Here is a 26,026-nt window from a genome sequence, read left to right as displayed (position 1 = left end):
CGCAAGAGGTGAAGCGGATCTTCCGGGTTCCGGCCACGTTCTGTATCAGCCATTGATACGCGCGGACTGCCCGCATCCGGGTTCTGAGAGAATTGAGCCCGTGATCTCGCTTATCGATCTGCGCGGCGACGCCCTTCCCGAGGGACCCGCCCTGCGCGACCTGCTGCCCCGAGCCGACTTCGACGTTCAGGCCGCCCTCGAGAAGGTGCGTCCGATCTGCGAAGCCGTGCATCATCGGGGCGACGCGGCGCTGATCGACTTCGCCGAGAAGTTCGACGGAGTGCGGCTGGAATCCGTACGGGTACCGGCCGAGGCCCTGGCCAAGGCCCTGCAGGAGCTCGACCCGGCCGTCCGCGCGGCCCTGGAGGAGTCCATCCGCCGCGCCCGTCTCGTCCACCGCGAGCAGCGCCGTACGACCCACACGACCCAGGTCGTGCCGGGCGGATCGGTGACCGAGAAGTGGGTGCCGGTCGAGCGGGTCGGGCTCTACGCCCCCGGCGGCCGGTCGGTCTACCCGTCCTCCGTGATCATGAACGTCGTACCGGCGCAGGAGGCCGGCGTCGAGTCGATCGCGCTCGCCTCCCCGGCGCAGGCCGAGTTCGGCGGTCTGCCGCACCCGACGATCCTCGCCGCGTGCGCGCTGCTGGGCGTCGACGAGGTCTACGCGGCCGGCGGCGCCACCGCCGTCGCGATGTTCGCGCACGGCACCGAGTCCTGCCCACCCGCCAACATGGTCACCGGCCCCGGCAACATCTGGGTCGCCGCCGCCAAGCGCTACTACACCGGCAAGATCGGCATCGACGCCGAGGCCGGACCGACCGAGATCGCGATCCTCGCGGACTCCACCGCCGACCCCGTCCACGTCGCCTCCGACCTGATCAGCCAGGCCGAGCACGACCCGCTCGCGGCCGCCGTCCTCGTCACCGACTCGACCGAGCTCGCCGACGCGGTCGAGAAGGAGCTGGAATCCCAGGTCGCGGCCAGCAAGCACATCGACGACCGGATCGTCCCGGCCCTCAAGGGCAGGCAGTCCGCGATCGTCCTGGTCGACGGCGTCGACGAGGGCCTCAGGGTGGTCGACGCGTACGGCGCCGAGCACCTGGAGATCCAGACCGCCAAGGCCTCCCACGTGGCCGACCGCGTGAAGAACGCCGGCGCGATCTTCATCGGCCCCTGGGCGCCGGTCTCGCTGGGCGACTACGCGGCCGGGTCCAACCACGTCCTGCCCACCGGCGGCTGTGCCTGCCACTCCTCGGGCCTGTCCGTCCAGTCCTTCCTGCGCGGCATCCACATCGTCGACTACACGAAGGACGCGCTGGCCGAGGTCGCGCACCACGTGGTGACGCTGGCCGAGGCGGAGGACCTGCCCGCGCACGGCGCGGCGATCAAGGCAAGGTTCGGGTGGAAGGTACCGACGAGCAAGTGAACTTCGGAATCGACGATCTCCCCGTACGGGACGAGCTGCGCGGCAAGTCCCCCTACGGCGCGCCCCAGCTGGACGTCCCCGTACGGCTGAACACCAACGAGAACCCCTACCCGCTGCCCGAGCCGCTGGTCGAGCGGATCGCCGAGCGCGTCCGCGAGGCGGCCCGTGACCTCAACCGCTACCCGGACCGGGACGCGGTGGAGCTGCGCACACAGCTCGCCGCCTACCTGACCGACACCTGCGGGTACGAGGTCGGCCGGGCCAACGTGTGGGCCGCCAACGGATCCAACGAGGTCATCCAGCAGCTGCTGCAGACCTTCGGCGGGCCGGGCCGTACGGCGATCGGCTTCGAACCGTCGTACTCGATGCACGGGCTCATCGCGCGCGGCACGGGCACGGGCTGGATCTCCGGCCCCCGCAACGACGACTTCACCATCGACCTGGCGGCCGCCGAGAAGGCGATCGCGGAGAACCGGCCGGACGTCGTCTTCATCACCACCCCCAACAACCCCACGGGCACCGCGGTTCCGCGCGAGACCGTCGTCGCGCTGTACCAGGCGGCCCAGGCCGCCAAGCCGTCGATGGTCGTGGTCGACGAGGCGTACATCGAGTTCAGCCACGGCGACTCGCTGCTGCCGCTGCTCGAAGGCCGGCCGAATCTCGTCATCTCGCGGACGATGTCCAAGGCGTTCGGCGCGGCGGGCCTGCGCCTCGGCTACCTCGCCGCGCACCCGGCGGTGGTGGACGCGGTCCAGCTCGTACGGCTGCCGTACCACCTGTCGGCCATCACCCAGGCGACCGCGCTGGCCGCCCTGGAACACACCCACACGCTGCTGAAGTACGTGGAGCAGCTCAAGGCGGAGCGCGACCGGCTGGTCACCGAGCTGCGGGCGACCGGCTACGAGGTCACCGCCTCCGACGCCAACTTCGTGCAGTTCGGACGGTTCGACGACGCCCACGAGGTCTGGCAGAAGATCCTCGACCGTGGGGTGCTCGTCCGGGACAACGGCGTGCCCGGCTGGCTGCGGGTCACCGCCGGAACCCCCGAAGAGAACGACGCGTTCCTCGACGCGGTACGTGAACTCAAGAAGGAGCAGAGCACATGAGCCGCGTTGGACGCGTGGAGCGAGTCACCAAGGAGACATCGGTGCTCGTCGAGATCGACCTCGACGGCAGCGGCAAGGTCGATGTGTCGACCGGCGTCGGCTTCTACGACCACATGCTCGACCAGCTCGGCCGGCACGGTCTGTTCGACCTGACCGTGAAGACCGAGGGCGACCTGCACATCGACTCGCACCACACCATCGAGGACACCGCTCTCGCGCTCGGTGCCGCCTTCAAGCAGGCCCTCGGCGACAAGGTGGGCATCTACCGCTTCGGCAACTGCACCGTCCCGCTGGACGAGTCCCTCGCCCAGGTGACGGTGGATCTGAGTGGCCGCCCGTACCTCGTGCACACCGAGCCCGAGAAGATGGCGCCCATGATCGGCGAGTACGACACCACGATGACCCGGCACATCCTGGAGTCCTTCGTCGCCCAGGCCCAGATCGCCCTGCACGTGCACGTGCCGTACGGACGCAACGCGCACCACATCGTGGAGTGCCAGTTCAAGGCGCTGGCCCGGGCCCTGCGCTACGCCAGCGAGCGCGACCCCCGCGCGGCCGGCATCCTCCCCTCCACGAAGGGCGCGCTGTAGAGCCATGACAGGACTGTCGACCATCCTGATCGTCGTCGGCCTCTTCCTGGCCGGCGGCATCTACTCCTTCGTCAAGCAGCAGATGCCCAAGAGCCTGATCGTGCTGCTGTCGATCGGCGCGGCGATGTGTCTCGTCGCGGGTGTCCTGAGGCTGGAGGTGTGGAATTGAGCACCGCTTCCAAGCGAGTCGTCGTCTTCGACTACGGCTTCGGCAACGTCCGCTCCGCCGAGCGTGCCCTCGCGCGCGCGGGGGCCGAGGTCGAGATCACGCGTGACTACGACAAGGCCATGAACGCCGACGGTCTGCTGGTGCCCGGCGTCGGCGCGTTCGCCTCCTGCATGAAGGGGCTGCTCGACGCCCGCGGCCACTGGATCATCGACCGCAGGCTGTCCGGGGGCCGTCCCGTGATGGGCATCTGCGTCGGCATGCAGATCCTGTTCGCGCGCGGCATCGAGCACGGCGTCGAGTCCGAGGGCCTCGACGAGTGGCCTGGCGCCGTCGAGCCGCTCCAGGCCGACATCGTCCCCCACATGGGCTGGAACACCGTCGAGGCACCGGCCGACTCCCAGCTGTTCGCCGGCCTGGACGCGGACGCGCGCTTCTACTTCGTGCACTCCTACGCCGTCCACGACTGGAACCTGGAGACGCACAACGCGGCGATCGCGGCCCCGAAGATCACCTGGTCCACCCACGGCAAGCCCTTCGTGGCCGCCGTGGAGAACGGCGCCCTGTGGGCCACGCAGTTCCACCCCGAGAAGTCCGGCGACGCCGGAGCCCAGCTCCTCACCAACTGGATCGGAACACTGTGAGCAAGCTCGAACTCCTTCCCGCCGTCGACGTCCGCGACGGCCAGGCCGTCCGCCTCGTGCACGGCGAGTCCGGGACCGAGACGTCGTACGGCTCCCCGCTGGAGGCAGCCCTCGCCTGGCAGCGGGCGGGCGCCGAGTGGCTCCACCTGGTGGATCTGGACGCCGCGTTCGGCACGGGCGACAACCGGACGCTGATCGCCGAGGTCGCCCAGGCGATGGACATCAAGGTGGAGTTGTCGGGCGGCATCCGCGACGACGCCTCGCTGGCGGCGGCCCTCGCCACCGGCTGCAGGCGAGTGAACCTCGGCACGGCCGCCCTGGAGACCCCCGAGTGGGTCGCCAAGGTCATCGCCGAGCACGGCGACAAGATCGCCGTCGGTCTCGACGTCCGCGGCACCACCCTGCGCGGCCGCGGCTGGACCCGCGACGGCGGCGACCTCTACGAGACCCTGGAGCGTCTCAACAACGAGGGCTGCGCCCGGTACGTGGTGACGGACATCGCCAAGGACGGCACCCTCCAGGGCCCCAACCTGGAACTGCTGAGGAACGTGTGCGCGGCGACCGATCGCCCGGTCGTGGCCTCCGGTGGCGTGTCGTCGCTCGACGACCTGCGGGCCATCGCCGAGCTGGTACCTCTCGGTGTCGAGGGCGCCATCGTCGGGAAGGCGCTGTACGCGAAGGCGTTCACCCTTGAAGAGGCCTTGGAGGCGGTAGCCCAGTGAGCGACGTACGACGAGTGACGACCGGCGCGCCTTGGGAGGACGCCTTCGGCTACTCCCGGGCGGTGGAGCTGCCGAACGGCCTGGTGCTGGTGTCCGGCTGTACCTCGATAGTGGACGGCGAGATCGCCGGAGGCGGTCCGTACGAGCAGGCGATCAACTCCTTCAACGTCGCGTTCACGGCGCTGGAGCAACTGGGTCTCGGCCGCGACGACGTCGTGCGTACGCGCATGTACATCACCCACGCCCGGGACGTGGACGACATCGGACGCGCTCACAAGGAGCTGTTCGAATCCGTCCGGCCGGCCACGTCGCTGGTCATCGTCTCCGGCTTCGTCGACCCCAGCCTGGTCGTCGAGGTCGAGGTGGAGGCGTTCCGAGGAGCACCGGCATGACCCTGGCCGTACGAGTCATCCCCTGCCTGGACGTGGACAACGGCCGGGTCGTCAAGGGCGTCAACTTCCAGAACCTGCGGGACGCGGGCGACCCCGTCGAGATGGCGAAGGTGTACGACGCCGAGGGCGCCGACGAGCTGACATTCCTGGACATCACCGCCTCCTCGGGCAACCGGGAGACCACGTACGACGTGGTGCGCCGCACGGCCGAGCAGGTGTTCATCCCGCTCACGGTCGGCGGCGGTGTGCGCACCCCCGAGGACGTGGACAAGCTGCTGCGGGCGGGCGCGGACAAGGTGGGCGTCAACACGGCCGCGATCGCCCGCCCGGAGTTGATCAAGGAGATCGCGGAGCGCTTCGGCCGTCAGGTGCTGGTGCTGTCGGTGGACGCCCGACGCACCGAGTCCGGCTCGTTCGAGGTCACCACCCACGGCGGCCGCCGGGGCACGGGCATCGACGCGGTCGAGTGGGCCCACCGGGCGGCCGAGCTGGGCGCCGGGGAGATCCTGCTCAACTCGATGGACGCCGATGGCACCAAGGACGGCTACGACCTGGAGATGATCGCCGCCGTCCGCAAGCACGTGACGGTCCCGGTGATCGCCTCCGGCGGCGCCGGCAAGCTCGCCGACTTCCCGCCGGCCATCGTGGCGGGCGCGGACGCGGTGCTCGCGGCGTCCGTGTTCCACTTCGGCGATCTGCGGATCGGGCAGGTGAAGGAGACGCTGCGGGAGGCGGGACACGCCGTGCGCTGAGGTCTCCCGGAGCCCCGGCCGGTGAGCGGCCGGGGCTTTCTCACGCCCAGATACGAAAGAGAAGTTGCGCAAAATATATTGTGCAACTTCTCTTTCGTATCTAGGGTGAGGGCATGACAGGCAAGGAGAGAGGCCGCCGGATCACGGACCTGGGCACGCTCAAGGCCCTCGCCCACCCCCTGCGGATGAAGCTGTACCGCGGCCTGACCATCGCCCGCGTCGCCACCGCCTCCCAGCTCGCCGAGCAGGTCGACGAGGCCGTCTCCCTGGTCAGCTACCACCTGCGCAAACTCGCCGAGCACGGGCTCATCGAGGAGGCCCAGCCGCAGAGCGCCGACGGCCGGGAGCGCTGGTGGCAGCCCGCCTCCGACGGGGTGAGCATCCGCGACGAGGACTTCCGCGACGCCCCGGAGAAGGCCGCGGCGCACACGGCGGCGAGTCGGCTCTTCTTCGAGCAGCGGGCCGACATGTACCGCCGCTTCCTCGACGAGCGCAGCCACTGGGGGGAGGCATGGAACACCGCGGCCGAATCCACCGAGGCCACCCTGCGGCTCACACCGGAAGAACTCGTCGAGCTGAACAAGGAGATGCTCGCCCTGATCCGCCGCTACGACGAGCAGGGCGCGGCCGCCGACGCCGCCGGTGACAGCGAGGGCCGCGAGAACGTCGCGGTGCACACGTACGCGTTCCCGTTCCGGATCTGAGAGGCTCCCGATGACGTCGACCCTGCTGCCCCCGGCTCCCGAGACGGCCGAGCGTCCCGCCCACCGAGACCCGAACGTCCTGCGCTGGCTCGGCGGGTACACCTCGTCCGCGATCGGCGACAACGTCTACTACATGGCCCTGTCCTGGGCCGCCGTCCAGGCCGGCACCCCCGCGCAGGCCGGCCTGGTGACGGCCGCCAGCGCCGTGCCGCGCGCCCTGCTGATGCTCGGCGGGGGAGTGGTCGCCGACCGCTACGGGCCGCGCCGGGTGGTCGTCGGCAGCACCGGTGTGCGCTGCGCCCTCGTCGTCACCGCGGCGTCACTCCTGCTCGTCACCAGCCCCGGCCTGTGGGCGCTGGCCGCGGTGGCCGTCCTCTTCGGTGTCGTCGACGCCGTCTTCCTGCCCGCCGCCGGCGCCCTGCCGGCACGCATCACCGGCCGCGGCCAGCTCGCCCGCGTCCAGGGCTTGCGCGGCCTCGCGGTGCGACTCGCCGGCGTCCTCGGCGGCCCCCTGGGCGGCATCGGCGTCGCCCTCGGCGGCACCGCGGGCGCCTTCGGCCTCGCCGCGCTGCTGATCGGTGCGTCCCTGCCGGTGCTGCTGACCGTGCGGGTCGGGCAGGTGCCCCGCGACGACGAGAAGACGCGCGGCGCCGTGTTCGCCGAACTGCGGGACGGGCTGCGTCACATCCGGCACGACCGGGTGCTGCTCCCGCTGATCCTCGCCATCGCGCTCGGCGACCTCGGGTTCGTCGGGCCCATGAACCTCGGGCTGACCCTCCTCGCGCAGGAGCGCGGCTGGGGCTCGGCCGGGATGGGGTGGGTGCTCGCCGGGTTCGGCGTGGGCGCCGGAGCCGCCTCGTTGCTGCTCGCCTGGCGCGGGCGGGTGCCCCGCGCGGGACGTGTGATGGCCGTGACGAGCATCGCCGGAGCCGTGGCCATCGGCGCCCTCGCCCGGGTGCCGTCCGTCGCCGGAGCGGCCTGCGTGGCCCTGCTCGTCGGACTCGTCGCGGGACTGGCCGGTGCTCTGGCCGGAGCGCTGGTGCAGGGCAGAGCGGGAGCCGCCTACGTAGGCCGCGTCACCTCGGTCTCCACCCTGGTCAGCTTCGGCGTCGCCCCGCTCACCTTCCCGGTGGTCGGCTTGGCGATCGAGTCGTACGGCACCGGCCCGGTCTTCACGGCCTGCGCCGCGATCTGCGCCCTCAGCGGCGTCGTGGCGCTCGCCTCGGCCCCGCTGCGCCGCGCGGAACTGCCCCGCTGAGTGTCGGCACGACACGAAGGAAGAGCGCCGGCCCTCCCTCAGATCCCCAGCTGCTTCGCCTCGTGCACCTTGGCGATGGCGTCCTCGTCCCCGTCGAGCCCCACCTTCGCGGCGCTCTGCCGGCCGTAGAGGAACAGCAGCAGCTCCGACGGCTCACCCGTCACCGTCACGACCGGCGTACCGCGATGGGCGACCGCCGTACGGCCGTCCGGGCGGCGCAGCACCAGCCCCGTCGGGGAGCCGCGGCCCATCAGACGGGCGGTGCGCTCCAGGCGCGACCACAGGGCGTCCTGGAAGACCGGGTCCAGCTCGCGCGGCGACCACTCCGGCTGGGCGCGGCGCACGTCCTCGGTGTGGACGTAGAACTCGATGATGTTCGACGCCTCGTCGATCTGCTTGAGCTGGAAGGGCGAGAAACGGGGCGGGCCGGTACGGATCAGCTGGATCAGCTCCTCGTACGGCTTGGCCGTGAACTCCTCCATCACCTTGTCCAGGCGGGAGGCGAGCTGCTTGATCAGTATTCCGCCGGCGGCGTCGGGGCGGCGCTCGCGCACCACCACGTGCGCGGCGAGCTCGCGGGTCCGCCAGCCCTCGCAGAGGGTGGGGGCGTCGGGGCCGGTGGTTTCCAAGAGGTCCGCGAACAGGAGCCGTTCACGCTTGGCGAAGGTCGACATGCGGCCAGCCTACGACCGGCTCAATGGTCCGCACAGTGGACACCACGCCGGGACTGTCAGTGGCGCGCGGCACAATGGCACCCATGACCAGCATGCCCCGCCAGCCGAGCCGGCTGGACCCCGAGATCGCCGCGCGCCTCAAGCGCAGCGCCGACGGGCTCCTCCCCGCCATCGCCCAGCAGTACGACACCGGTGAGGTGCTCATGCTCGGCTGGATGGACGACGAGGCGCTGCACCGCACGCTCACCACCGGCCGCTGCACCTACTGGTCGCGCAGCCGCCGGGAGTACTGGGTCAAGGGCGACACGTCCGGTCACTTCCAGTGGGTCAAGTCCGTCGCCCTCGACTGCGACGCCGACACCGTGCTGGTCAAGGTCGACCAGGTCGGCGCCGCCTGCCACACCGGCGCGCGGACCTGCTTCGACGAGGACGTGCTCCTCAAGGACGGCGCTGATTCCAGTGCCGCGGCCTCGGATCAGTAAGGTCAGCCGCCATGGACCTCGAGACGTTCCGCAAGCTGGCCACCGACCGCCGGGTCATCCCGGTCACCCGCAAGCTCCTCGCCGACGGCGACACCCCGGTCGCCCTCTACCGCAAGCTCGCCGCCGAACGCCCCGGCACGTTCCTGCTGGAGTCCGCGGAGAACGGCCGGTCGTGGTCCCGGTACTCCTTCGTCGGCGTCCGCTCGGCCGCCACCCTCACCGCACGCGACGGCCAGGCCCACTGGCTCGGCGTCCCGCCCGTCGGCGTCCCCGTCGACGGCGACCCCCTCGCCGCCCTGCGCGCCACCATCGAGGCCCTCCACACCCCCCACCAGGAGGGCCTGCCGCCCTTCACCGGCGGCATGGTCGGCTACCTCGGCTACGACATCGTGCGCCGCCTGGAGAAGATCGGCCCCGGCGAGCGCGACGACCTGAAGCTGCCCGAGCTGACCATGCTCCTGACCAGCGACCTCGCCGTGATGGACCACTGGGAGGGCTCCGTCCTGCTGATCGCCAACGCGATCAACCACAACGATCTCGACACGGGCGTCGACGAGGCCTACGCGGACGCGGTCGCCCGCCTCGACGCCATGGAGGCGGACCTCTCGCGCGCGGTCGCGCAGCCCCCGGCCGTCCTCCCGCCCTCCGAGCTCCCCGACTACACCGCGCTCTGGGGCGGCCCCGACTTCCAGGAGGCCGTCGAGGACATCAAGGAGCGCATCCGCGCGGGCGAGGCCTTCCAGGTCGTCCCCTCCCAGCGCTTCGAAACGCCGTGCAGCGCGAGCGCGTTGGACGTCTACCGGGTCCTGAGGGCGACGAACCCCTCGCCGTACATGTACCTGTTCCGCTTCGACGGCTTCGACGTCGTCGGCTCCTCGCCCGAGGCTCTCGTCAAGGTCGAGGACGGGCAGGCGATGGTCCACCCCATCGCCGGCACGCGGTGGCGCGGAGCCACCCCGCAGGAGGACCAGGCCCTCGCCGACGAACTCCTCGCCGACCCCAAGGAACGCGCCGAGCACCTCATGCTCGTCGACCTCGGCCGCAACGATCTCGGGCGGGTCTGCGAGCCCGGCTCGGTCGAGGTCGTCGACTTCATGTCCGTCGAGCGGTACTCGCACGTGATGCACATCGTCTCGACCGTCACCGGCAAGGTGTCGGCGGGCCGCACGGCCTTCGACGTCCTGACCGCCTGCTTCCCGGCCGGCACCCTCTCCGGCGCGCCCAAGCCCCGCGCGATGCAGATCATCGACGAACTCGAGCCCTCCCGGCGCGGCCTGTACGGCGGCTGCGTCGGCTACCTCGACTTCGCGGGCGACTCCGACACCGCCATCGCCATCCGCACGGCCCTCCTGCGGGACGGCACCGCCTACGTCCAGGCCGGCGCCGGCATCGTCGCCGACTCCGACCCGGTCGCCGAGGACACCGAGTGCCGTAACAAGGCGGCGGCGGTCCTGCGCGCCGTCCACACGGCCAACCGACTGGGCACGTAGGGCGCTTGCGGCGCTTCGGGGAAAGTGGGGCGCTTCTCACGTGAGCCCCGGGTGATGGTTCGCCCGGGGTTCAGGCGATAGTGGGGTACGTGACTGCTGTACCTGACCCCCGTTCCGAAGCCGCCGCCCCCGCCCGGTCCGGCCGCCGGAGTCTCGCCCTCGCCCTGATGTGCGGTGCGCTGGGCGCGGCCGTGGCCCTGCTCTCCACCCGGCAGCGCTGGTCGGAGGGCACGGCGACGGTGGCCGGCGGATCCTTCCCCCTGACCGCCAAGGGCAGCGACGTCACCGGCGTCCCCGCGGCGCTCGCCATAGTGGGCCTCGCCGCGCTCGTCGCCGTCTTCGCCGTCCGCAGGGCCGGCCGCCACCTGGTCTCCGCCCTGCTCGCGCTCTCCGGCGTCGGGACGATCGTCGCGGCCCTGCTCGGCGCCTCCGACAGCTCCGCCCTCGACGAGCAGGCCGCGAAGGCCACCGGCGACACCGCGTCCACCGTGACCGCCTTCAGCCACACCGCTTGGCCGTACGTCGCGGCGGCGGGCGGCGTCCTGATCCTCCTGGCCGGCCTGCTCGCCCTGCGCTACGGCCGCCTGTGGCCCGCCATGTCCGGTCGCTACGAGCGTGCGGGCGCCCCCCGCCCGCGCCGTGCGGCCCCGGCCGTCGACCCCGACCGCCCCGAGGACCTCTGGAAGGCGCTGGACCGCGGCGAGGACCCCACGGGCATGGATCCGGCATAACCGAGGATCCCCGCCACCGGTCCCGATGTGGTGCATCAGACGCGGGCAAAACGCACCCCCGCTCAGGGCACGCGCACGCGTACGGGACAATGGACCGCGAACCTCCGGCTCCGACACGCCGGCTCAGACACGTACAACACGTACACAGCAACGAGGAGCAAGTCATGGCGGGCAGCAGCCACGGACACACCCCGGCCGCCTGGACCGGTGTCACCATCGCCATCATCGGTTTCGCCGTCGCCGGCGCGTTCATGGTGATGGCCGAGCCGCTGGGCTTCTGGGCCGGCATGGTGATCGTGGTGCTCGGCGGTGTCGTCGGCGCTGTCATGAGCGCCATGGGCCTCGGCGCGCCGAAGACGGCCCACCCGGTGCACCAGGTCTCGGCGACGCCCGAGCCGGCGAGCGTCGAGAGCTGAGCCTCGCGGACTGACCGGCCCTGCTTGTGCGAAGGGGCGGTCCGGCGCCATCGGTGCCGGGCCGCCCCTTCGCGCGTGTGTGCGGCCGGGCGAGGCACAATGCGAGGCGTGAACGCCGACAGCCAGAGAGTGGCGCCGCCACCGCCACGGCCCGCCTCCGGGACCGTCCTGGGACGCCTTGCCGTCCCCGCCGGAGTGCTCGCGGCCGTCGCCGGGGCCTTCGCCTACGTGGGGGCCGTCGACCCCAACGAACCCGGCCACTACCCCGTCTGCCCCCTCCTGCGCTACACCGGCGTCTACTGCCCCGGCTGCGGCGGACTGCGCAGCGCGCACGCCTTCGTGCACGGGGACTTCCTGACCGCGCTGCAGGACAACGCGGCGGCCGTGGTCGCCTATCTGGGCTTCGCCGTGCTGTGGACCGTCTGGGTGGGCCGCGCGGTGCGCGGGCGGCGGCTGAGGATCGACGTCGGTCCTGTACACCTGTGGACCCTCGGTGCGTTGCTGCTGACCTTCACAGTTGTCCGGAACCTGCCGTTCGGTGGCTGGCTCCATCCTTGATCAACAACTGAATGTCCAGGTAGTGGGACCGGTGTCGGCCGGATGCGGGGCCTTCGCCGTCCTGCGGATACCATCGCAGTGACCATGGGTTTTCGGCTGCTGGTTCCGCCCGAGGGGCGGACGCTCGGCGGAAGCCCAACCGCTTGAACAGTGAACCGTCTGGAAGGGGGCCGCTCGCGTGAGTGTGCTCGACGAGATCATCGACGGAGTCCGTGCCGACCTCGCGGAGCGGCAGGCGCGCGTCAGCCTCGACGAGCTCAAGGAGCGCGCGGCCAAGGCTCACGCAGCCAAGGACGGAGTGGCCGCGCTCAAGGGCGACGGCGTCAAGGTGATCTGCGAGGTCAAGCGCTCCAGCCCCTCCAAGGGCGCGCTGGCCGCGATCGCCGACCCGGCGGGACTGGCCGCCGACTACGAGGCGGGCGGTGCCGCCGTCATCTCCGTCCTCACCGAACAGCGCCGCTTCGGCGGCTCGCTCGCCGACCTCGAGGCGGTCCGCGCGCGGGTGGACATCCCTGTCCTGCGCAAGGACTTCATCGTCACGGCGTACCAGCTGTGGGAGGCCCGTGCCTACGGCGCCGACCTCGCGCTGCTGATCGTCGCCGCCCTCGACCAGCCCGCCCTGGAGTCGCTCATCGAGCGCGCCGTCTCCATCGGCCTCACCCCGCTCGTCGAGGTCCACGACGAGGACGAGGTCGAGCGGGCGGTGGACGCGGGCGCCAAGGTGATCGGCGTCAACGCGCGCAACCTCAAGACGCTGGAGGTCGACCGGGGCACCTTCGACCGGATCGCCCCCGAGATCCCCGCGAACATCGTCAAGATCGCCGAGTCCGGCGTCCGTGGCCCCCACGACCTCATCGCCTACGCCAACGCCGGCGCCGACGCCGTCCTGGTCGGCGAATCCCTCGTCACCGGCCGAGACCCCAAGACCGCAGTCGCCGACCTCGTCGCAGCGGGCGCACACCCCGCACTGCGCCACGGCCGGGACTGAACTCCCGGTAGGGTTGGGCAAGATGACTCTCTCGACCACGATGACGACCCGGGACCCGTACGCCCGCCTCGCGCGCGGCTGCCGTCCCCGAGGCTGCCGCGCCCCCGCACGCCGGGTGCACGGCCGCCGGGTGAGGTACGTCATCGGCGACGAGCCCGGGCAGGTGAACGGCCGTCGATGGCAGCGCCCCTTTTAGGGGCGCGGGGCTCCGTTCGATGTGCGGTTACCGCCGCGCAGGCGCGACAGGCCACTGACGGCCCGCGGCCGGCTGACAGGCCCCGCCCCCCACGGCGATCGGTTGTCAACAACAAACTCACCGTGAGGATTCCGCATGCCCAGCGAGTTCTTCATCCCTGACCCCGAGGGGCAGGTCCCCAGCACCGAGGGCTACTTCGGCGCGTTCGGCGGCAAGTTCATCCCGGAGGCCCTCGTCGCCGCCGTGGACGAGGTCGCCGTCGAGTACGACAAGGCCAAGGCCGACCCCGAGTTCGCCCGCGAGCTCGACGACCTGCTCGTCAACTACACCGGGCGCCCCAGCTCCCTCACCGAGGTGCCCCGGTTCGCCGAGCGCGCCGGCGGCGCCCGGATCTTCCTCAAGCGCGAGGACCTGAACCACACCGGATCCCACAAGATCAACAACGTGCTCGGTCAGGCCCTGCTCACCAAGCGCATGGGCAAGACCCGCGTCATCGCCGAGACCGGCGCCGGTCAGCACGGCGTCGCCACCGCCACCGCCTGCGCGCTGTTCGGTCTCGAGTGCACCATCTACATGGGTGAGATCGACACCAAGCGCCAGGCCCTCAACGTGGCCCGCATGCGCATGCTCGGTGCCGAGGTCGTCGCCGTGAAGTCCGGCAGCCGGACGCTGAAGGACGCGATCAACGAGGCCTTCCGCGACTGGGTCGCCAACGTCGACCGCACGCACTACCTGTTCGGCACCGTGGCCGGCCCGCACCCCTTCCCGGCCATGGTCCGCGACTTCCACCGGGTCATCGGCGTCGAGGCCAGACGCCAGCTCCTGGAGCGCGCCGGACGGCTGCCCGACGCGGCCGTCGCCTGCGTCGGCGGCGGCTCCAACGCCATCGGCCTCTTCCACGCCTTCATCCCGGACGCCTCCGTGCGCCTCGTCGGCTGCGAGCCGGCCGGCCACGGCGTCGAGACCGGCGAGCACGCGGCCACCCTCACCGCCGGCGAGCCCGGCATCCTGCACGGATCGCGCTCCTACGTCCTCCAGGACGACGAGGGCCAGATCACCGAGCCGTACTCGATCTCGGCCGGTCTGGACTACCCCGGCATCGGCCCCGAGCACTCCTACCTCAAGGACAGCGGCCGCGCCGAGTACCGCGCGGTCACCGACGACGCGGCCATGCAGGCCCTGCGCCTGCTCTCGCAGACCGAGGGCATCATCCCGGCCATCGAGAGCGCCCACGCCCTCGCCGGCGCCCTGGAGGTCGGCCGGGAGCTGGGCAAGGACGGGCTGATCGTGGTCAACCTGTCCGGCCGCGGCGACAAGGACATGGACACCGCCGCCCGCTACTTCGGCCTGTACGACACCGACGCCGAGGTCGCCGAGGACGCCTCCGGCACCGCAGAGATCGAGGGGGACGCCAAGTGAGCGGAAACATCCAACTGCTGTCGGACACCCTCGCCGCCGCCAAGGCGGAGGGCCGCTCCGCGCTGATCGCCTACCTCCCGGCCGGGTTCCCGACCGTGGACGGCGGCATCGAGGCCATCAAGGCCGTCTTCGACGGCGGCGCCGACGTCGTCGAGGTGGGCCTGCCGCACAGCGACCCCGTTCTCGACGGCCCGGTCATCCAGACCGCCGACGACATCGCGCTGCGCGGCGGCGTCAGGATCGCCGACGCGATGCGCACCGTCCGGGAGGCCCACCAGGCCACCGGGAAGCCGGTGCTCGTGATGACGTACTGGAACCCCATCGACCGCTACGGCGTCGAGCGGTTCACCGCCGAGCTCGCGGAGGCGGGCGGCGCCGGCGCGATCCTGCCCGACCTGCCCGTGCAGGAGTCGGCGCTGTGGAGGGAGCACGCCGAGAAGCACGGCCTCGCGACGGTCTTCGTCGTGGCGCCGAGCAGCAAGAACGAGCGGCTCGCCGACATCACCGCGGCGGGCAGCGGCTTCGTCTACGCGGCCTCCCTGATGGGCGTCACCGGCACCCGTGAGTCGGTCGGCGCGCAGGCGGAGGACCTGGTGGGCCGTACCCGGGCCGCGGGTGACCTGCCCGTGTGCGTCGGCCTCGGCGTCTCCAACGCCGAGCAGGCGGCCGAGGTCGCCGGCTTCGCCGACGGCGTGATCGTCGGCTCCGCGTTCGTCAAGCGGATGCTGGACGCCCCGGACCACGCGGCAGGTGTCGAGGCCGTCCGCGCGCTCGCCGGTGAGCTGGCCAAGGGCGTGCGCGGGCAGGCGTAAGTCAGCGGGAGTTCTCACACGGGTCCCTCGTACGAGTGGACCTGGGACCGGGGAGGCGCGCTGCGCCTCCCCGGTTCGTTCTGGGGGTGTGAGCGAGAAGAATCGTGAGGGGAAGCGCACCGCCCGGGAGCGGCTGGCGGTCGAGCGCGAGAAGCAGAAGTCCGCGGAGCGGCGGCGCCGGACGCTGATCGTCGGCGCGAGCGTGGTGTGCGTGCTCGGCCTGGCCGCGGTCATCGGTGTCCTTGCCGCCAACGCGGGCAAGGACAAGGGCGGTGACAAGGCGGGCCCGGTCGTGGCGCCCTCGGGCGCGCAGGGCAAGGACGCCCTCGCGATCCCGGTCGGCAAGGAGAACGCCAAGTCCAAGCTCACCGTGTGGGAGGACTTCCGCTGCCCCGCCTGCAAGGGCTTCGAGGACAGATACCGCGCGACGATCCACGAGCTGACCGACTCCGGAAAGCTCAAGGTGGAGTACCACCTGGCCACGATCATCGACGGCAACATGGGCGGCAGCGGCTCCCGCAGGGCGGCGAGCGCCGCGGCCTGCGCCCAGGACGCCGACAAGTTCCCGGCGTACCACGACGTGCTGTACGAGAACCAGCCACCGGAGACCGACGACGCCTACGCCGACAACGCCAAGCTCATCGAGCTGGCCGGCAAGGTCGACGGACTCGTCACCCCCGCGTTCCGCACCTGCGTGGAGGACGGCACCCACGACAGCTGGGTCGCCAAGTCCAGCCAGGCCTTCCAGAGCGGCGGATTCTCGGGCACACCGACCGTCCTGCTCAACGGCACGAACATCTACCAGGACCAGTCGATGACGCCCGCGAAGCTGAAGCAGATGGTGAAGGAGGCAGACAAGGAGTGAGGGTTTCTCACCGGCCCGTTATGGAGCCGTAGCCGGGCTGCCTGCCGTGGGCCCGGTCCGGCACGGTAGCGTCGACCTTGCCATGGAACTTGCCTACATTCCCAGCCCGTCGCGCGGGGTGATCCACCTCGGCCCCATTCCGCTGCGCGGCTATGCGTTCTGCATCATCATCGGCGTCTTCGTTGCCGTCTGGCTCGGCAACAAGCGCTGGATCGCCCGGGGCGGGCGGGCCGGCACGGTGGCCGACATCGCGGTCTGGGCCGTGCCCTTCGGCCTGCTCGGCGGTCGGCTCTACCACGTGATCACGGACTACGAGCTGTACTTCAGCGAGGGCCGTGACTGGGTGGACGCCTTCAAGATCTGGGAGGGCGGCCTCGGCATCTGGGGCGCGATCGCGCTCGGCGCGCTGGGTGCCTGGATCGGCTGCCGCCGCCGTGGCATCCCGATGCCCGCCTACGCCGACGCCGTCGCACCCGGCATCGCCCTCGCACAGGCGATCGGTCGCTGGGGCAACTGGTTCAACCAGGAGCTGTACGGCAAGCAGACCGACCTCCCGTGGGCGCTGCACATCACGTCCTCGGCGGACGGCCGGGTGCCGGGCTACTACCACCCGACGTTCCTCTACGAGTCCCTGTGGTGCATCGGCGTCGCGCTCCTGGTCATCTGGGCCGACCGCCGCTTCAAGCTGGGCCATGGCCGGGCGTTCGCCCTTTATGTCGCGGCGTACTGCGTGGGCCGTTTCTGGGTCGAGTACATGCGTGTCGACGACGCCCACCACATCCTGGGCCTGCGCCTGAACAACTGGACCGCGCTCGTGGTCTTCCTGCTCGCCGTGACCTACATCGTGATGTCGGCGAAAAAGCGGCCGGGACGGGAAGCGGTCGTGGAACCGGATGCCTCCGGCGGTGAAGCCGAGGGGGACGGCCAGGGCGAGTCGAAGAGCGACGCCGGTACGCCCACCAAGGCCGACGAGGGCGACGACGCCGACGACGCCGACCAGGCGGAGAAGGCCGAGAAATCGGATGGCGACGTGAAGGACGAAGCCCCGTCGGGGAGCAAGAAGAGCTGAGCTGACGGCTGTCGTACGACGCTGAGGGCGCCCGGGTTTTCCGGGCGCCCTCATCGCGTGTGAGCGGAGTCAGAGACGGCGGGCCAGGGACAGGGTTCGTTGGGCCGCTGCCACGACCGCCGCGTCGATGAAGCGGCCGTCGGGCAGGGCCTGGGCGCCCTGCTGCGCTGCCGCCGCCTTGACGATCGTCTCGGCCCGCTCGATCTCTCGAGGGGTGGGCAGGTAGGCCCGCTTGATGACCGGGAGCTGGCGGGGGTGGATCGCGGTGCGCCCCAGGAAGCCGAGGGTGCGGCCGCGGGCGCAGGAGGCCGCCAGGCCGTCCAGGTCGCGGATGTCCGGGTACACCGACTGGGCGGGCGGGGGCAGTCCCGCCGCCCGCGCGGCCACGACGATCCGCGAGCGTGACCAGTCGAGGCCCGTGTCGTCCCGGACCCCCAGGTCGGCGCGGAGGTCCGACTCGCCGAGGGAGATGCCGCGCAGGGCCGGGTGGGCGCAGGCGATGGCATGGGCCCGCTCGATGCCCAGGGCCGTTTCCAGGAGGGCGTACAGGGCGGGCGCTGTCGGGGTCTTCGGGGTCGTCGGGGGCATCGGGGGTGTGCCTTGTGCGACGCGTACGACCTGTTCGGGGGAGGTGACCTTGGGGAGGCGGAGGCCGGCGAGGCCCGGGAGGGACGCCACCGCCTCCAGGTCGGCGGCCGCCCACGGGCCGTCCAGGGTGTTGACGCGGACGTGGACCGGGACCGGCTGGGGCTCGGAGAGGAGTTCGGCCGTGGCGGCGCGGGCGTAGTCCTTGCGGTCGGGGGCGACCGCGTCCTCCAGGTCGATCACCACCACGTCGGCGCCGCAGAGCAGCGCCTTGGTGACGACGTGGGGGCGGTCGCCGGGGACGTACAGCCAGGTCAGCGGGAAGGTCACAGGGCGCCCTCCGCGCGTAGCGTGGCGAGTTCGGCCGGGGTCAGGCCCAGCTCGGTCAGGACCTCCTCGGTGTCCGCGCCATGCGGCCGGCCGGCCCAGCGGATCGCGCCTGGTGTGGCGGAGAGACGGAAGAGGACGTTCTGCATGCGCAGCGGGCCCAGCTCGGGGTCGTCGACGGTGGTCACGGTGCCGAGGGCCGCGTACTGCGGGTCGGTCATGACGTCCCGTACGTCCTGGACGGGGGCCACCGCGGCCTCCGCCTTCTCGAAGGCCGCGAGGACGTCGGCGCGGGTGCGGCGGGCGATCCAGGTGCCGACCGCCTCGTCGAGGACGTCGGCGTGGCGGGCGCGGTCGGCGCCCGTGGCGAACCAGGCCTCGTCGATCAGCTCGGGCCGGCCGACCAGGTGCATCAGGCGTTCCGCGACCGACTGGGCGGACGTGGAGACGGCGACCCAGGTGCCGTCCGCCGTGCGGTAGGTGTTGCGCGGGGCGTTGTTCTGGGAGCGGTTGCCGGTGCGGGGCTGCACGTGGCCGAGCTGGTCGTACCAGGTGGGCTGGGGGCCGAGGACGGTCAGGATCGGCTCGATGAGGGCCATGTCGACGACCTGACCCTCGCCGGTACGGTCGCGGGCGGCGAGGGCCGTCAGGACGGCGTAGGCGGTGGCCAGGCCCGCGATCGAGTCGGCCAGGCCGAACGGCGGGAGGACCGGGGGTGCGTCGGGTTCGCCGGTGATCGCGGCGAAGCCACTCATCGCCTCGGCCAGGGTGCCGAAGCCGGGGCGGTGCGCGTACGGGCCGAACTGGCCGAAGCCGGTGACGCGGGTGAGGATCAGGCGGGGGTTGGCGGTGGACAGCTCCTCCCAGCCCAGGTCCCACTTCTCCAGGGTGCCGGGGCGGAAGTTCTCGATGACGACGTCGGCGGTGGCGGCGAGGCGCAGGAGGGTGGCGCGGCCGCCCGGCTTGGAGAGGTCCAGGGTCGTGGTGCGCTTGTTGCGGCCCAGGACCTTCCACCACAGGCCGACGCCGTCCTTCGACGGGCCGTGTCCTCGGGAGGGGTCGGGTTTCGTGGGGTGCTCGACCTTGATGACCTCCGCGCCGAAGTCGCCGAGCAGGGTGGCGGCAAGGGGGCCGGCGAAGAGCGTGGCGAGGTCGAGGACGCGGAGGCCGGTCAGGGGCGAGCGGGTTGCGGGGGAGTCGGTCATCAGGCGGGTGCCTCCCGGGGGATGAGCGCGTGGGTGAGCTGGGCGAGCGCGTCGAAGCCGATGCCGTTGAAGTCGCCGATGGAGGTGGCCAGGCGGTTCTTGAGGGGCGCGGTCCAGCGGTCGGGGAGGGCGGCGGGGTCGCCCGCGAGGAGGGCCGCGATGCCGCCGGCCGTCGCGCCGTTGGAGTCGGTGTCCCAACCGCCGGACACGGCACGGCAGATGGAGCCGGTGAAGTCGCCGTCGGCGTGGGTGAGGGCGGCGGCGATCAGGGCGGTGTTGGGGATGGCGTGGACCCAGTGGTGGGTCGCGGTGTGGGTGGCGTGGAGTTCGTCCACGACCATGTCGAAGTCGTCGTGGGTCTCGGCGAGTCGGATCGCGTGGTGGACGGCGCGGGACAGTCGGGAGCGGGGTGGGACGACGGTGAGGCCGGTGCGGAGGCAGGTGTGGACGTCGTGCGTACCGGTGGCCGCGGTGGCGATGGTGGCCGCGGTGAACATCGCCGCGTAGACACCGTTGGCGGTGTGGGTCAGGGTGGCGTCGCGGTGCGCCTGTTCGGCGGCGGCCGCGGGGTCGCCGGGGTTGGTCCAGCCGTGGATGTCGGCACGGATCAGGGCGCCGATCCATTCGCGGAAGGGGTTGCGGTGGCGGGCGGTGTGCGGGGGGTCCAGGCCGAGGAGGAGGTTGCGGTACGCGATGCGTTCGGCGGTGAAGGCGCGGCCGGCGGGGAGTTCCTCGAGCCAGAGTCGGGCTACGTCGGGGGTGGTGAAGGCTGTGCCGTGGCGTTGGAGCAGGAGGAGGTTGAGGAGGGGGTAGTTGAGGTCGTCGTCCTCGGGCATGCCGTCGATGTTCTCGGCGAGGGAGGTGGGGGCCGAGCGGCGGTTCCAGGGGTGCGTTTCGAGGAGGTCCTGGGGGACTCCTCGGGCTGTGAAGTAGGTGTTCAGGGGCCAGTTGCCGGTTGCCGCCGCCAGTTGGCGGACGGCGTCCAGGGGGAGTTTTTCGACTGGCTTGCCGAGGAGGCAGCCGGCGGCTCTGCCCAGCCAGGCGGCTTCGATGCGGGCCCGGGTGGGGGCTGGGCGGGCGTGGGGCGCGCAGCCCGGCGCTGACGGGGCGCCGTCCGCGCGCACCCTCGCCGACCCTCGGCTTCGCTCGAGCGGGGGTACCGCCATCGCCCCGGCGGCACGACTGCCCGCGGGGAGCGCGGGCCAAGCCGGACACCTGGCCTTGATCTGCACGAGGTCCGTCGGCTCGTGCTCCGACAGGCTGCTCGGCAGGTCCGCCAGTTCGTCCAGCAAGTCGTCTGCGAGGAGGCGTAGGTAGCGGGAGGCCGGGTGGGGGGAGGCTCCCGCTCGGGGTGGGGCGTCGAGGCCGCCTGCCGCCTTCCATCTCGCAGCGATCGCCGAGGGTTCGCGGCCGTCCTGGGTGGCCTGGCGCAGTTCGTGGCCCAGCAGATCCTCCGGTTGGACCCACGTCAGTCGGAGCATCTCGGGCCCCCGATCTCGCTGAACGCCTCCTCGTGGGCTCGTCGGCGCCGTACGTCCGATGCGAAGATCTCCCGGGCGACCTCCGTGAGGGTCCTCGCCGGGGCCCACAGGTCCAGGCGGCTCGCTTCCGCGACGGTCTTCGCCCAGTCCTCCGGGACGGGGGAGCCCAGGGCCCCGGACAACGCACCCGCCATCGTGGCGATGGAGTCGCAGTCGCGGCCGTAGTTCACCGCGCCCAGGACCGCGTGGCGGTAGTCGCCGCCGGCCACGACCAACATGCCGAGGGCCACCGGGAGTTCCTCGATCGCGTGCAGGCGGGAGGGGCGCCGGGCGGCCAGAGTAGGGCGCTTGTAGTCGGGGCCCACCGTGTCGTACGGGGTCACCGCCTCCCGCAACGGGACCAGCGCGGACTCGAAGTCCGTGTGGCGGGACGCCGCTTCGCAGACCTTCTCGATCGCCGCCCGGGTGCCGTCCTTCGCCAGGGCGAGGCACACGGAGACCACCGAGTCCGGGGTCGCGCCCGGTGCGCAGGCCGCGGCCACCGCCGCCGCGAAAACGCCCGCCGCCTCACGACCGTACGACGACTGGTGGGCGCCCGCGACGTCCAGGGCCTCGGCGTACGCGGCCGCCGGGTTGGCCGCGTTGACCAGGCCGACGGGGGCCATGTACATCGCCGCGCCGCAGTTGACGATGTTGCCGACGCCTGCCTCCCGGGGGTCGACGTGGCCGTAGTGGAGTCGTGTCACCAGCCACTTCTCCGCGAGGAAGACCCGCTGGAGGGGGAGCGCCTCCGCCTCCAGTTCCGGAATCCAGCGGGGCGTTGTCATCAGGTCCGGGACCAGGTGGTCGGCGATCGCGTACGCGTCGAGGTGGTCGCGGACCTGCGCGTACACCCGTACCAGGGCGTGGGTCATCAACGTGTCGTCGGTGACGTGGCCGTCGCCCTTGTGGTACGGGGCGATGGGGCGGGCGGTGCGCCAGGCGTCGCCGTTCCAGGGGCCGACGATGCCGTGGACGCGGCCGCCGTGGCGCTGCACGATCTGGTCGGGGGAGTAGCCCTCGACCGGGCCGCCCAGGGCGTCGCCGACGGCTGCTCCGACCAGGGCGCCGGTGATCCGTTCGTCGAGGCTCGCCCCGTGAACCGGTGCCGTGCTTTCTGTTGCTTTGGGCGTCATGCCCCGAATCATCCTCCTGGCGGGGTCGGTTGTGTCGCTTCCAGGAGTTCGGCGAGTTCCACGAGGTCGGTGCCGGTCAGGCGGGGGAGGACGCAGCCGGGGAGGGTGCGGCAGGTGGTGCGCCAGGAGGCGGGGATCGCCTCGCCGCCGCCCAGTGCGCCCGTGAGGGCGCCCGCGAGGGCCGGGGCCGAGTCGGCCACGCGGGACAGGCAGGCCGCAGCCGGGACCGCCTCCGCGATACGGCCGCGGGCCGCCGTGGCCAGGGCGAGGGCCACGGGGACCGTCTCGGCGGCCGCGACGCCGTAGCTGTAGACATGGTCGACGATGCGGTGTTCCAGGGGCGGGACCAGGGCGAACGTGCTCTCGGCATCGTGGGCCAGCCGCAGTGCCTCACGGGCGTTGCGGCCGATCTCCGTCTCCTCGGGGAGTTCGGCCAGGGCCGCCCTCACGCACGCGTCCACCTCCGCGCCGACCAGGGCCAGCGCGAGCGCCGCCGCCATCGCCCGGGCGCCGTGCACGCCGTCGCCGTCCTGGGAGTAGCGGGCGTCGAACTCGGCGAGGTCGGCGGCGAGTCGGGGCTCGCCGGGATGGGCGACCGCGAGGACACAGGCGCGTACGCAGGCGGCGTCGTCGAAGTAGTGGGGGTTGTCGTGGCCGGTGGCGGGCGGGCGCAGGCCGGTGGCGAGGTTGCCGAGGCCGGCCCGGACGGAGATGCGGGCGCGCAGGGGCAGTACCGCCGACTCGACCTCGGGGGCGCGTTCGGCGGCCGCCGCGACCTCGCTCGCGATCGCGTTCCAGGTCAGGTCGATCGCGGCACGCATCCGGCGCTCCCGGCTCAGGTCGCCGAGCGCGCTGTCGTCCCCGGCCCGCAGCACGGCCTCCGCCGCGAACACCGCCCACTCGGCGTCGTCGGAGGGGCCCAGGCGGAGCGGCTCGGGGGGCTGGTTCAGGGCGATGGGGACGGGAAGCGTGGTCGTCGCGTTCTGCTCGGCGAAGGTGTCCAGCTCGCGGGTGAGCCGCCTGGTCCACTCCGGCATCCGGGCCGCCCGATGCCGAGCGGCGGGCCAGCCTGCCGCGTCACCGGCGGCGAGCCCGAGGAGGAGGCCTTCGATGCGGCGGGGGTGGTTGGCCGGATTGCGGGTGCGGGAAGCGGCGGCGGGGGTGGTCTCTGTGGTCTCTGTGGTGGCAGTGGCAGTGGTCGAAGTGGTGGCGATGGATGTGGTGGATGCGGTGGCTGTGGCCGGTGTGGCGGCTGTGGTGGCAGTGGCTGTGGTCGGTGTGGTGGGTGCGGGGTGTGTCTCGGTGCCGGCGGTGCCGGTCGGTGTGGTCGTTCCCGACTCCGTCCCCCACGGTCCGGGCGACGGCGTCATGACCGGACCTCGGCCGTGTCGTCACCCGGTGCCACGTCATCGCACGGTGCCGGTGTGAACGGCGTCCGCCACGTGGTCCGTGGTGCCGGAGCCTCGCCTCGTAACCGGACCAGCTCGTCCGCGATGTCCAGGACGTGGTGGCCCGCCATGGACGGGAGGCAGCTGCCCCGGGCCGGGCCGATGGCCGCCGCCCAGTCCGCCGGGATCGCGGAGGCGCCCTGGGTCGCGCCCGCGAGGGCTCCGGCGACCGCGGCGGTGGTGTCGGCGTCGCGACCCATGTTGACCGCGGTCAGGACGGCGTGCCGGAAGTCGCCGTCGGCCGCCGCGTACGCGCCGAAGGCGAGGGCGACGGCTTCGGGGGCCAGGTCGGTCCAGGGATAGCCGCCGATCACGACGGCCGAGCGGACCGCGCGTTCGCCGCGGTGGGCGACGGTCACGGCCCGGCGCAGGGAGCGGGCCGTCCAGGAGTCGTCCGGGACCACGGCGAGGGCGGAGGCGACGACGGCGACGGCGGGGGCGCCCGCCATCGCCGCCGCCACTCCCGCCGCGACCGCCTGGCCGCCGTAGATGCCCTCGCCGTCGTGGCTGACCGAGCCGTCGATCGCGACCAGGCGGGCCGCCTCCGCCGGGCGGCCCGCAGCGAAGACGCCGAAGGGAGCAGCGCGCATGGCGAGGCCGTCGCTCCACGCGTGGCGGTGCTGGGCGGAGATGGGGGCGGCCAGGCCCCGGCGGAGGTTCTCCAGCGTGCCCCGTTCGCTGAAGCCGGCCCCGCGGAAGGGGCCCTCCTCGCGGTCGGCGATCCACTCGTGCCAGGCCGCCTCGACGTGCGCCGCCGTGAGTGAGGAGCCGTGCCGGGCCAGCAGCAGTCCGGAGAAGATCGCGTACTCCGTGTCGTCCGTGCCCGCCGGCTTCTCGGCGACGTATCCGGTGATACGGCCCCAGCGCGCGCGGATCTCGGAGGGCTTGAGGTTCTCGGCCGGTGCCCCGAGGGCGTCGCCCACGGCCAGGCCGAGCAGCGCGCCACGAGCCCGGTCGCGCAGTTCGGCGGCGTTCCCGGGCGCCGGGACGGAGGGAATGCAGGCGATCGATGCCATACGCGGCTCCTCTCGGGGGTGCCCGTCAGGGGCGGCGAACCCTTTGCGGAACTGTCCCCGGTGCGGTCTTCGGCGCAGCCTGACCCACCGCAGCGTCACCCGGTCGACATCTGTGCGGCCATATACACGGATGAGCGATGAGCGGTAAAACCGCAGGTTAGCCCAGCCTTTCCTTGCTGGCGGGCTAGGAATGCGAGGCGTACGGTAAGCGTTGTCGAAAAATAGAATCAGTCCAGAAGGTATGGCCGGAGACCCGCATGGCACTCATGGAAAACGAGGCAGCGCTGCATGAAGCGCACCGCGACAACCACACCCACCGGGATGTGAACGGTGGCTGGCTGCGCCCCGCCGTCTTCGGCGCGATGGACGGTCTGGTCTCCAACCTCGCCCTGATGACCGGTGTCGCCGGCGGCTCGGTCGGTCAGCACACCATCGTCCTGACCGGACTCGCGGGCCTCGCTGCCGGAGCCTTCTCGATGGCCGCCGGTGAGTACACCTCCGTCGCCTCGCAGCGCGAACTCGTCGAGGCTGAGCTGGAGGTGGAGCGCCGGGAGCTCAGAAAGCACCCGAAGGACGAGGAGGCCGAGCTCGCGGCGCTCTACGAGACCCGTGGTGTCGAGCCCGCCCTGGCGCGGCAGGTCGCCCGGCAGCTGTCCAAGGATCCCGAGCAGGCCCTGGAGATCCACGCCCGCGAGGAACTCGGCATCGACCCCGGCGATCTGCCCTCGCCGCTGGTCGCCGCCGTCTCCAGTTTCGGCGCGTTCGCGCTCGGCGCGCTGCTGCCCGTGCTGCCCTATCTGCTCGGCGCCAGCGCCCTGTGGCCCGCCCTGCTCCTCGCGCTCGTCGGGCTCTTCGCGTGCGGTGCCGTGGTGGCCAGGGTGACGGCGCGCACCTGGTGGTTCAGTGGTCTGCGGCAGCTCGCTCTGGGTGGCGCGGCGGCCGGTGTGACGTACGCCCTGGGCAGCTTGTTCGGGACGGCCGTAGGATAGTGCGGATGCTACTTATGCGATGGGCCGCATAAGTAGCCGTTACTTGCTGGTTTCGAATGCTTGACCACGGGGCATGAGCCGTAAGCGCTGCGGGCAATGGTGCCTGCGGCGCACCGTGGAGTGAGCGACGACGCTCGCCCCGCCCCCTGGACCGATGGGCATCGATCTGTCCGAATCGGGTCCCCATATTTCCGCCGCCGTGCGCGGTGCCCGCCGCCACCCCGCGGCGTCCGCATGTTGGAACGGAGTATCCGGTTCCCGAGAACCGCTCCATCATGTAACCTGCACGAAATTTGCGCACAAGCAGAGGGCCAACGTCGTCCCTTCGCAAGCACATATG

General features: G+C 71.9%; 29 protein-coding genes. 22 read left to right on the top strand and 7 right to left on the bottom strand.

The genetic code is table 11. The features are described 5' to 3' along the window. The first annotated feature begins 100 nt into the window (after positions 1-100). From hisD to AC067M_RS00885, 10 genes are all read left to right on the top strand, one after another. Positions 101-1,426 (top strand): histidinol dehydrogenase, encoded by a 1,326-nt coding sequence (hisD, locus tag AC067M_RS00930; RefSeq protein WP_478694821.1) that lies wholly within the window; start codon positions 101-103, stop codon positions 1,424-1,426. After that, positions 1,423-2,532 carry a histidinol-phosphate transaminase gene (locus AC067M_RS00925; protein ID WP_478694820.1) on the top strand — a complete coding sequence of 370 codons (1,110 nt, stop codon included), beginning with the start codon at positions 1,423-1,425 and terminating at the stop codon, positions 2,530-2,532. Before hisD ends, AC067M_RS00925 begins: the two co-directional genes overlap by 4 nt. Next, positions 2,529-3,122, top strand: a complete 594-nt coding sequence (hisB, locus tag AC067M_RS00920) for an imidazoleglycerol-phosphate dehydratase HisB (RefSeq protein ID WP_020137489.1) — start codon at positions 2,529-2,531, stop codon at positions 3,120-3,122. The genes AC067M_RS00925 and hisB overlap by 4 nt, the downstream gene beginning before the upstream one ends. A gap of 4 nt (positions 3,123-3,126) precedes the next feature. Beyond that, entirely contained in the window at positions 3,127-3,291 is a 165-nt protein-coding gene (locus tag AC067M_RS00915; protein ID WP_166662469.1) for a hypothetical protein, read from the top strand. Then, positions 3,282-3,932, top strand: a complete 651-nt coding sequence (hisH, locus tag AC067M_RS00910; protein ID WP_478694819.1) for an imidazole glycerol phosphate synthase subunit HisH — start codon at positions 3,282-3,284, stop codon at positions 3,930-3,932. Before AC067M_RS00915 ends, hisH begins: the two co-directional genes overlap by 10 nt. Then, a complete protein-coding gene (gene priA / locus AC067M_RS00905) occupies positions 3,929-4,654 on the top strand; it encodes a bifunctional 1-(5-phosphoribosyl)-5-((5-phosphoribosylamino)methylideneamino)imidazole-4-carboxamide isomerase/phosphoribosylanthranilate isomerase PriA (RefSeq protein WP_478694818.1) in 726 nt (241 codons plus the stop codon). The genes hisH and priA overlap by 4 nt, the downstream gene beginning before the upstream one ends. Beyond that, the gene (locus AC067M_RS00900; protein WP_478694817.1) at positions 4,651-5,046 is read left to right on the top strand and encodes a RidA family protein; all 396 of its coding nucleotides are present in this window, start codon (positions 4,651-4,653) and stop codon (positions 5,044-5,046) included. The genes priA and AC067M_RS00900 overlap by 4 nt, the downstream gene beginning before the upstream one ends. Further along, positions 5,043-5,798 (top strand): imidazole glycerol phosphate synthase subunit HisF, encoded by a 756-nt coding sequence (hisF, locus tag AC067M_RS00895; protein WP_478694816.1) that lies wholly within the window; start codon positions 5,043-5,045, stop codon positions 5,796-5,798. The genes AC067M_RS00900 and hisF overlap by 4 nt, the downstream gene beginning before the upstream one ends. Positions 5,799-5,911: 113 nt before the next feature. Beyond that, positions 5,912-6,502 (top strand): ArsR/SmtB family transcription factor, encoded by a 591-nt coding sequence (locus AC067M_RS00890; RefSeq protein ID WP_478694815.1) that lies wholly within the window; start codon positions 5,912-5,914, stop codon positions 6,500-6,502. 10 nt (positions 6,503-6,512) lie between these two features. Continuing rightward, positions 6,513-7,760: an MFS transporter gene (locus tag AC067M_RS00885; protein ID WP_478694814.1), complete on the top strand. Its 1,248-nt coding sequence runs from the start codon at positions 6,513-6,515 to the stop codon at positions 7,758-7,760. A gap of 38 nt (positions 7,761-7,798) precedes the next feature. On the opposite strand, the gene AC067M_RS00880 is transcribed toward AC067M_RS00885, so the two are convergent. After that, the gene (locus tag AC067M_RS00880) at positions 7,799-8,434 is read right to left on the bottom strand and encodes a TIGR03085 family metal-binding protein (RefSeq protein WP_478694813.1); all 636 of its coding nucleotides are present in this window, start codon (positions 8,432-8,434) and stop codon (positions 7,799-7,801) included. A 74-nt stretch (positions 8,435-8,508) separates the two neighbouring features. Here AC067M_RS00880 and hisI point away from each other — a divergent pair, with 74 nt between their 5' ends. The 11 genes from hisI to lgt all read left to right on the top strand — a co-directional run bounded on the left by hisI (position 8,509) and on the right by lgt (position 17,460). Continuing rightward, positions 8,509-8,916: a phosphoribosyl-AMP cyclohydrolase gene (hisI, locus tag AC067M_RS00875; RefSeq protein WP_478695333.1), complete on the top strand. Its 408-nt coding sequence runs from the start codon at positions 8,509-8,511 to the stop codon at positions 8,914-8,916. 11 nt (positions 8,917-8,927) lie between these two features. Continuing rightward, positions 8,928-10,406 (top strand): anthranilate synthase component I, encoded by a 1,479-nt coding sequence (locus AC067M_RS00870; protein WP_478694812.1) that lies wholly within the window; start codon positions 8,928-8,930, stop codon positions 10,404-10,406. 80 nt (positions 10,407-10,486) lie between these two features. Then, entirely contained in the window at positions 10,487-11,137 is a 651-nt protein-coding gene (locus AC067M_RS00865; RefSeq protein WP_478694811.1) for a TIGR02234 family membrane protein, read from the top strand. A gap of 164 nt (positions 11,138-11,301) precedes the next feature. After that, positions 11,302-11,553, top strand: coding sequence for an HGxxPAAW family protein (locus AC067M_RS00860; protein ID WP_478694810.1), 252 nt, complete (start codon positions 11,302-11,304; stop codon positions 11,551-11,553). 99 nt (positions 11,554-11,652) lie between these two features. After that, positions 11,653-12,111, top strand: a complete 459-nt coding sequence (locus AC067M_RS00855; protein ID WP_478694809.1) for a DUF2752 domain-containing protein — start codon at positions 11,653-11,655, stop codon at positions 12,109-12,111. Between the two features lie 178 nt (positions 12,112-12,289). Next, positions 12,290-13,099, top strand: coding sequence for an indole-3-glycerol phosphate synthase TrpC (trpC, locus tag AC067M_RS00850; RefSeq protein ID WP_478694808.1), 810 nt, complete (start codon positions 12,290-12,292; stop codon positions 13,097-13,099). A gap of 22 nt (positions 13,100-13,121) precedes the next feature. After that, positions 13,122-13,295 carry a tryptophan biosynthesis modulator TrpM gene (gene trpM / locus AC067M_RS00845; protein ID WP_478694807.1) on the top strand — a complete coding sequence of 58 codons (174 nt, stop codon included), beginning with the start codon at positions 13,122-13,124 and terminating at the stop codon, positions 13,293-13,295. 135 nt (positions 13,296-13,430) lie between these two features. Then, positions 13,431-14,714 carry a tryptophan synthase subunit beta gene (gene trpB / locus AC067M_RS00840; RefSeq protein ID WP_478694806.1) on the top strand — a complete coding sequence of 428 codons (1,284 nt, stop codon included), beginning with the start codon at positions 13,431-13,433 and terminating at the stop codon, positions 14,712-14,714. Next, positions 14,711-15,526 (top strand): tryptophan synthase subunit alpha, encoded by an 816-nt coding sequence (trpA, locus tag AC067M_RS00835; RefSeq protein ID WP_478694805.1) that lies wholly within the window; start codon positions 14,711-14,713, stop codon positions 15,524-15,526. Before trpB ends, trpA begins: the two co-directional genes overlap by 4 nt. 88 nt (positions 15,527-15,614) lie before the next feature. Next, on the top strand, positions 15,615-16,391 hold the full coding sequence (locus AC067M_RS00830) for a DsbA family protein (RefSeq protein ID WP_478694804.1): 777 nt from the start codon (positions 15,615-15,617) through the stop codon (positions 16,389-16,391). An 82-nt stretch (positions 16,392-16,473) separates the two neighbouring features. Continuing rightward, the gene (gene lgt / locus AC067M_RS00825) at positions 16,474-17,460 is read left to right on the top strand and encodes a prolipoprotein diacylglyceryl transferase (RefSeq protein WP_478694803.1); all 987 of its coding nucleotides are present in this window, start codon (positions 16,474-16,476) and stop codon (positions 17,458-17,460) included. Between the two features lie 69 nt (positions 17,461-17,529). Here the strand turns inward: lgt and AC067M_RS00820 are convergent, their stop codons facing one another. Genes AC067M_RS00820 through AC067M_RS00795 form a run of 6 tightly spaced genes read right to left on the bottom strand, consistent with a single transcriptional unit; the run spans position 17,530 to position 24,697 of the window. Further along, positions 17,530-18,375 carry an HpcH/HpaI aldolase/citrate lyase family protein gene (locus AC067M_RS00820; protein WP_478694802.1) on the bottom strand — a complete coding sequence of 282 codons (846 nt, stop codon included), beginning with the start codon at positions 18,373-18,375 and terminating at the stop codon, positions 17,530-17,532. Next, complete coding sequence (locus AC067M_RS00815) at positions 18,372-19,577, bottom strand: CaiB/BaiF CoA transferase family protein (RefSeq protein ID WP_478694801.1); 1,206 nt, start codon at positions 19,575-19,577, stop codon at positions 18,372-18,374. The genes AC067M_RS00820 and AC067M_RS00815 overlap by 4 nt, the downstream gene beginning before the upstream one ends. Next, on the bottom strand, positions 19,577-21,058 hold the full coding sequence (locus tag AC067M_RS00810) for an ADP-ribosylglycohydrolase family protein (protein WP_478694800.1): 1,482 nt from the start codon (positions 21,056-21,058) through the stop codon (positions 19,577-19,579). Before AC067M_RS00810 ends, AC067M_RS00815 begins: the two co-directional genes overlap by 1 nt. Next, positions 21,046-22,233 carry an ADP-ribosylglycohydrolase family protein gene (locus AC067M_RS00805; protein WP_478694799.1) on the bottom strand — a complete coding sequence of 396 codons (1,188 nt, stop codon included), beginning with the start codon at positions 22,231-22,233 and terminating at the stop codon, positions 21,046-21,048. Before AC067M_RS00805 ends, AC067M_RS00810 begins: the two co-directional genes overlap by 13 nt. An 8-nt stretch (positions 22,234-22,241) precedes the next feature. After that, positions 22,242-23,603: an ADP-ribosylglycohydrolase family protein gene (locus AC067M_RS00800; RefSeq protein ID WP_478694798.1), complete on the bottom strand. Its 1,362-nt coding sequence runs from the start codon at positions 23,601-23,603 to the stop codon at positions 22,242-22,244. Beyond that, entirely contained in the window at positions 23,600-24,697 is a 1,098-nt protein-coding gene (locus AC067M_RS00795) for an ADP-ribosylglycohydrolase family protein (protein ID WP_478694797.1), read from the bottom strand. The genes AC067M_RS00800 and AC067M_RS00795 overlap by 4 nt, the downstream gene beginning before the upstream one ends. 257 nt (positions 24,698-24,954) lie before the next feature. Between AC067M_RS00795 and AC067M_RS00790 the strand changes: the two genes are divergently transcribed. Next, positions 24,955-25,686, top strand: coding sequence for a VIT1/CCC1 transporter family protein (locus AC067M_RS00790; RefSeq protein WP_478694796.1), 732 nt, complete (start codon positions 24,955-24,957; stop codon positions 25,684-25,686). Positions 25,687-26,026: the final 340 nt, after the last annotated feature.

Source organism: Streptomyces sp. NPDC043427, from assembly GCF_056436655.1.
This window is presented reverse-complemented; position numbering and strand designations above follow the sequence as displayed.

Coding starts and splice junctions, on each gene's coding strand:
- hisI (WP_478695333.1), top strand. CDS start 8,509: ATGGCACCCATGACCAGCATGCCCCGCCAGCCGAGCCGGCTGGACCCC.
- AC067M_RS00800 (WP_478694798.1), bottom strand. CDS start 23,603: ATGACGCCGTCGCCCGGACCGTGGGGGACGGAGTCGGGAACGACCACA.
- hisB (WP_020137489.1), top strand. CDS start 2,529: ATGAGCCGCGTTGGACGCGTGGAGCGAGTCACCAAGGAGACATCGGTG.
- AC067M_RS00815 (WP_478694801.1), bottom strand. CDS start 19,577: ATGACCGACTCCCCCGCAACCCGCTCGCCCCTGACCGGCCTCCGCGTC.
- trpB (WP_478694806.1), top strand. CDS start 13,431: ATGCCCAGCGAGTTCTTCATCCCTGACCCCGAGGGGCAGGTCCCCAGC.
- AC067M_RS00805 (WP_478694799.1), bottom strand. CDS start 22,233: ATGACGCCCAAAGCAACAGAAAGCACGGCACCGGTTCACGGGGCGAGC.
- AC067M_RS00870 (WP_478694812.1), top strand. CDS start 8,928: ATGGACCTCGAGACGTTCCGCAAGCTGGCCACCGACCGCCGGGTCATC.
- AC067M_RS00885 (WP_478694814.1), top strand. CDS start 6,513: ATGACGTCGACCCTGCTGCCCCCGGCTCCCGAGACGGCCGAGCGTCCC.
- lgt (WP_478694803.1), top strand. CDS start 16,474: ATGGAACTTGCCTACATTCCCAGCCCGTCGCGCGGGGTGATCCACCTC.
- AC067M_RS00795 (WP_478694797.1), bottom strand. CDS start 24,697: ATGGCATCGATCGCCTGCATTCCCTCCGTCCCGGCGCCCGGGAACGCC.
- AC067M_RS00860 (WP_478694810.1), top strand. CDS start 11,302: ATGGCGGGCAGCAGCCACGGACACACCCCGGCCGCCTGGACCGGTGTC.
- AC067M_RS00790 (WP_478694796.1), top strand. CDS start 24,955: ATGGCACTCATGGAAAACGAGGCAGCGCTGCATGAAGCGCACCGCGAC.
- trpM (WP_478694807.1), top strand. CDS start 13,122: ATGACTCTCTCGACCACGATGACGACCCGGGACCCGTACGCCCGCCTC.
- AC067M_RS00915 (WP_166662469.1), top strand. CDS start 3,127: ATGACAGGACTGTCGACCATCCTGATCGTCGTCGGCCTCTTCCTGGCC.
- AC067M_RS00880 (WP_478694813.1), bottom strand. CDS start 8,434: ATGTCGACCTTCGCCAAGCGTGAACGGCTCCTGTTCGCGGACCTCTTG.
- AC067M_RS00855 (WP_478694809.1), top strand. CDS start 11,653: ATGCGAGGCGTGAACGCCGACAGCCAGAGAGTGGCGCCGCCACCGCCA.
- hisF (WP_478694816.1), top strand. CDS start 5,043: ATGACCCTGGCCGTACGAGTCATCCCCTGCCTGGACGTGGACAACGGC.
- AC067M_RS00890 (WP_478694815.1), top strand. CDS start 5,912: ATGACAGGCAAGGAGAGAGGCCGCCGGATCACGGACCTGGGCACGCTC.
- AC067M_RS00810 (WP_478694800.1), bottom strand. CDS start 21,058: ATGCTCCGACTGACGTGGGTCCAACCGGAGGATCTGCTGGGCCACGAA.